Source organism: Caballeronia sp., assembly GCF_028292365.1.
Lineage (GTDB): Bacteria > Pseudomonadota > Gammaproteobacteria > Burkholderiales > Burkholderiaceae > Caballeronia.
Genome location: NZ_JAQGMM010000215.1, coordinates 1 through 4,994 on the forward strand (window position 1 = coordinate 1; position 4,994 = coordinate 4,994).

Annotated in this window: 5 protein-coding genes and 1 pseudogene; all 6 read left to right on the forward strand. The window is 64.6% G+C overall.

Annotated elements, in window-relative coordinates; all coding sequences use genetic code 11:
* Positions 1-500, forward strand: a pseudogene (locus tag JWR14_RS13150) (formylmethanofuran dehydrogenase); the annotation flags it as partial.
* Positions 497-2,191, forward strand: coding sequence for a formylmethanofuran dehydrogenase subunit A (locus JWR14_RS13155; RefSeq protein ID WP_299707067.1), 1,695 nt, complete (start codon positions 497-499; stop codon positions 2,189-2,191). The pseudogene JWR14_RS13150 and the gene JWR14_RS13155, both read left to right, overlap by 4 nt.
* A gap of 12 nt (positions 2,192-2,203) precedes the next feature.
* Positions 2,204-3,145: a formylmethanofuran--tetrahydromethanopterin N-formyltransferase gene (gene fhcD, locus JWR14_RS13160; RefSeq protein WP_299707070.1), complete on the forward strand. Its 942-nt coding sequence runs from the start codon at positions 2,204-2,206 to the stop codon at positions 3,143-3,145.
* Positions 3,142-3,972, forward strand: a complete 831-nt coding sequence (locus tag JWR14_RS13165) for a formylmethanofuran dehydrogenase subunit C (protein WP_299707073.1) — start codon at positions 3,142-3,144, stop codon at positions 3,970-3,972. The genes fhcD and JWR14_RS13165 overlap by 4 nt, the downstream gene beginning before the upstream one ends.
* 78 nt (positions 3,973-4,050) lie before the next feature.
* Positions 4,051-4,617: a cytochrome b gene (locus tag JWR14_RS13170; protein WP_299707076.1), complete on the forward strand. Its 567-nt coding sequence runs from the start codon at positions 4,051-4,053 to the stop codon at positions 4,615-4,617.
* 49 nt (positions 4,618-4,666) lie between these two features.
* A partial coding sequence (locus JWR14_RS13175) for an MBL fold metallo-hydrolase (RefSeq protein WP_299707079.1) occupies positions 4,667-4,994 on the forward strand: 328 nt, incomplete at its 3' end.

Sequence of the window (4,994 nt, forward strand, 5' to 3'; positions counted from 1 at the left end):
TGGTTAACCGGACCACGCGCGCCGGCACACTCGCGCTTGGCGGCGACGATGGCGCGCTGAGCGTCAATCAGGCCATCACGTGGCTATCGGGGTTGCCATTGCGCACCCGCGTGTCGATGCCCACGCGCCTCGCTGATGAACCACCGCTCGATCACGATCCCCGGCGTTACCGTACGCAACGCCTTCTGGCGGCGCATGAAGTCGATGCGCTGTTATGGGTCGCGAGCTTCCAGCCCGAGCCGCTGCCACCCGGTCTCGCCGATAACGTCCCGGCCATCGTGCTCGGCCATCCCGCGATGCGATCGATGCTCGGCGCACGCGCCGCGCCGACAGTATTCATTCCGGTGGGAACACCCGGCGTAGATAGCGGCGGCCACCTGTTTCGCGTTGACGGGTCGGTGGTCGCGCCGCTGAGCGCGGCACGCGCGACGGCACTGCCGACGGTCGCGTCCATCGCGGCACGATTGTCAGACCTGCTCGATTCGGGGAGCCAATCATGAGCCTGACGCGGCTTAAAGGCGGCACGCTTTACGATCCGGCCAACGGCCTCAACGGCGAACGCCGCGACCTGACCATGCGCGACGGCCGGCTTGTCGCGGCCGATCCCGGCGCCCCCGTCGACGAGGAATTCGACGCGACCGGCATGATCGTAATGGCGGGCGGTATCGACCTGCACTCGCATATTGGCGGCGGCAAAACTAATCTCTCGCGCCTGTTGTTGCCGGAGGATCATCGCGGCGGCGGCGCGGACGAAGGCGCAACGCTGGATGCAAATGGCCGCTACTTGCGGCTGCCGTCGTGCGGTACCTGCGCGCCCGGCACGCTCGCCACGGGGTATCGATACGCGGAAATGGGGTATACCGCTGCCTTCGAGCCCGCGATGATGCCGTCCAACGCGCGCCACACGCATCTGGAAATGGGCGACACGCCGATCATCGATCACGGCGCATACGTGATGCTCGGCAACGACGAACTGTTCCTGCAACTTCTGGCCGAGCGCGACAGCTTCGAGCGCCTGCGCGATTACGTGGGCTGGACGATGCACGCAAGCAAGGCGCTCGGCGTAAAGGTGGTCAATCCCGGCGGCATCTCCGCGTTCAAGTTCAACCAGCGCTCGCTGAACGTGGACGAGCCGCATGTGCATTACGGCATCACGCCGCGCGACGTGCTGCGCACGTTATCGCGCGCGCTGACCGAGCTGGGTGTGCCGCATCCGCTGCACGTGCATGCGAGCAACCTTGGCGTTCCGGGCAACATCGACTCGACGATCGCCACCATGGACGCCGCCGACGGCCTGCCCATTCATCTGACGCATATCCAGTTTCATAGCTATGGCGTGGAAGGACCGCGCAAGTTTTCATCGGGTGCGCACGCGATTGCCGACGCCGTCAATGCGCGGCCGAACGTGTCGATCGATGTCGGCCAGATCATTTTTGGGCAGACCGTCACCGCGTCGGGCGACACCATGATGCAGTTCAAAAACGCTCCGCTTGCGACACCAAAGAAATGGATAGCCGGCGACATCGAATGCGACGCAGGCTGCGGAATCGTCCCGTTCAAATACCGCGAGCAGAGTTACGTGAACGCACTGCAATGGATCATCGGGCTGGAGATTTTCCTGGCTGTCGACGACCCGTGGCGCGTGTCGATGACCACCGATCACCCGAACGGCGGACCGTTCACGAGTTATCCGCACCTGATCCGCTTGCTGATGGACAAGGGCTTTCGCGACGAGCAGCTGGCGAAGCTGAACCCCGAAGCGCAGGTCGCGAGCGCGCTGCCGGAGCTCACGCGCGAGTTCTCGTTGTATGACATCGCGATCATCACGCGCGCGGGTCCCGCGCGTTTGCTCGGCCTGAAGGATCGCGGCCACCTGGGCGTGGGCGCGGCGGCGGACATCGCGGTGTATCGGGATCACGCGGACAAGGAACGGATGTTCACATCGCCGGCGTATGTGTTCAAGGACGGACAACTGGTCGCGCGCGACGGCGTGCTGGTCGCCACGCCCACGGGCGGCATCCACTACGTTTCGCCCGATTTTGATCGCGGTATCGAGAAGACGTTGCGAGCGTATAGCGCGGCGAACCTGGTCGGCAATCCGGTTCACGCGGCCATCAGCGACGACGAAATCTGCACCTGCTGCCGCGGCGGCAGGCTCTTGCCGGTTGCCTGCCTGAACGCCCGAGCGTGAGCGAAAAGCGCCATGCAGATCAACGACACCCTCATCGACGACACCTTCGCGGAAGCCTTCCCGATGAAAGCGACGCGGCTCGTCATCACCGCCCACACGCCGGTCTGGGCGAATCACGCGGCGCAGTCGCTGACGGGCTTCGCCACGTCGGTCATCGGCTGCGGTTGCGAAGCGGGGATCGAACGCGAACTCGGTTCACATGAAACGCCCGATGGCCGGCCGGGCGTCGCGGTGCTGCTGTTCGCGGTATCGACTAAAGAACTGGCGAAGCAGGTCGAGCGGCGTGTCGGGCAATGTGTGCTGACGTGCCCGACTACCGCGGTCTTTAGCGGCATCGATCCGGCTACGAGCCGCGCGCCTCTCTCCGATAACGCCCCGCTCGGCAGCAGCCTGCGTTTCTTCGGCGACGGCTGGCAGATCAGCAAGATGCTCGGCGAGACGCGCTACTGGCGCGTGCCCGTGATGGATGGCGAGTTCGTCGCCGAAGAAAGCACCGTCACGGTGAAGGCAGTCGGCGGCGGCAATTTGTTGCTGCTCGCAACAGACACCGACGCGGCGCTGCGGGTGGCCGAAAGCGCGGTTGACGCGATGCGCCGCTTGCCAAACGTGATCATGCCGTTCCCCGGCGGAGTCGTGCGCTCAGGCTCCAAGGTAGGCTCGAAATATGCTGCGGCACCCGCATCGACGAACGACGCCTTTTGTCCGACGCTCGTCGGCCTGTCGCCGAAAAGCGAACTGGATGGCGAGGTCGGCTGCGTGCTCGAAATCGTGATCGACGGCCTGACCGACAGCGACGTCGGCGCGGCCATGACCGCGGGTATCACGGCCGCGGCCGGACTCGGGCGGGCGGGCGGCGTGCTGCGGATATCGGCGGGAAACTATGGCGGCAAACTCGGCCCCTATCACTTTCATCTTCGCGAGCTTGCGGCCGGCGTGGAAGGGAGACGCGCATGAGCACAACTATGTTGCGGCTCAGGAGCGCGCCCGGCTTTCGTGTGGATGCTGCCGGGCTGCTGCCAGTTGCGCTCGCCGTGCTTTCGTTGACGGAGATCGGGCGCATCGTGTTGCCGGCGGGTAACGAGCGCTGCGAGGCCGGCGACCTGTTCGATATTTCGCGTATGGAAGGGGACGGTACAGAAGATGGCGCGGCGCTCGCGATTGAAGGCGATGTGCCATGGCTCGACCGTCTTGGCGCGCATCTCGCTGAGGGTCGTATTCATGTCCACGGTTCCACCGGCAACCACACGGGTTTTCGCATGGCAGGCGGCGAATTGTTCATCGATGGCGACACCGGCGACTTCACCGGCTGCCAGATGAGCGGCGGCCGCCTGACGGTAGGCGGAAACAGCGGCGACTTTACAGCCGGTCCGCTGCCCGGCGACATGGAAGGCATGACGGGCGGCACGCTGACCATCCGGGGCAACACCGGCGCGCGGCTCGGCGACCGCATGCGTCGCGGGCTTGTGCTGGTCGGTGGAGACGCGGGCGAGTGCGCGGCATCGCGGCTCGTGGCGGGCACGATCGGAATCGCCGGGAAGCTCGCGCCGCACTTCGGCTACGGCATGCGGCGCGGCACGCTGTTGCTGCTCCAGGCGCCCGCCAGCCTGCCGCCTACGTTTACAGGAGGCGGCAAGGGCTTCGACGTCTTCTGGTCGCTTCTCGTGCGCTCGCTTGCCGCCGAGATTGCACCATTTTCGACGCTGCAAGCCAGCTCGCTACCGCGCCGGTATACGGGCGATCTCGCGGTGGACGGACGCGGGGAACTGCTGCTCGTCGGATGAAACCAATCGGCGTAGGGTAGAGCAACGAATAAGCTAACGCTGAAAAGCGGCCCACTCCGCAACCTGAAGGAGGCGACCATGAACATCGCGCATTCATCCGCCGCGCCGCTCGACGCAAGCGCAGGCGTGCCGCGTTATTCACCCGCGCAGATCGCCCTGCACTGGGTGATCGGGCTGGCGATCATCGTCATGCTCGGCATTGGCCTCTATATGGTCGGGCTGCCGAAAGGCCTCGCTTTCAAGTCGACCCTGATCAACTTCCACAAATCGCTTGGGATGACCGTTTTCCTGCTTGTGCTGATTCGCATCGTGGTTCGCCTGGTTGCAGGCCGGCCTCCGCTTCCTCCGATGCAAGCGTGGCAACGCGCCGCCGCGAGCATGACGCAGGGTCTTTTATACGTGGCAATGATCGTGATGCCGCTGACGGGTTACCTCGGCTCGTCATTCAACAAGTTCGGCACGCGCTTCTGGGGCATCCCGTTGCCCATGTGGGCGTGGGACGATCCTGGCTTGAGGAAAATCTTTTTCACGGTGCACACGGTCTCGGCCTGGATCCTGATCGCATTGATCGTGCTGCATGTGGCCGGCGCGCTCAAACATCAGTTGATAGACCGCGACCGCCTGATGCAAAGGATGCTGCCATGACAACGCCCCACCGACTTTTCACAGAGGGACGCTGCCAGCGTCACGCCGCATGAAAATCAAGGTACTCGGTTCATCGGCGGGCGGTGGTTTTCCGCAATGGAACTGCAACTGCCGCAACTGCGATGGCGTGCGCAACGGTACGCTTAAAGCGCAGCGGCGTACGCAGTCGTCCATCGTCGTGAGTGCGAACGGCGAAGACTGGCTGCTGGTTAATGCATCGCCGGACCTGCTGGCGCAAATCGCGGCCCATCCCGAACTGCAGCCGGCACGTCGCGCGCGCGACAGCGGCATTGCGGCGGTGATAACCCTGGACGCGCAGATCGATCACGTGACCGGCCTGCTGATGCTGCGCGAGCGTGACACGCCCTTGCCGCTCT

Bases quoted from the DNA above. Each gene is read 5' to 3' on its own strand.
- JWR14_RS13155 (WP_299707067.1), top strand. From the start codon at position 497: ATGAGCCTGACGCGGCTTAAAGGCGGCACGCTTTACGATCCGGCCAAC.
- fhcD (WP_299707070.1), top strand. From the start codon at position 2,204: ATGCAGATCAACGACACCCTCATCGACGACACCTTCGCGGAAGCCTTC.
- JWR14_RS13165 (WP_299707073.1), top strand. From the start codon at position 3,142: ATGAGCACAACTATGTTGCGGCTCAGGAGCGCGCCCGGCTTTCGTGTG.
- JWR14_RS13170 (WP_299707076.1), top strand. From the start codon at position 4,051: ATGAACATCGCGCATTCATCCGCCGCGCCGCTCGACGCAAGCGCAGGC.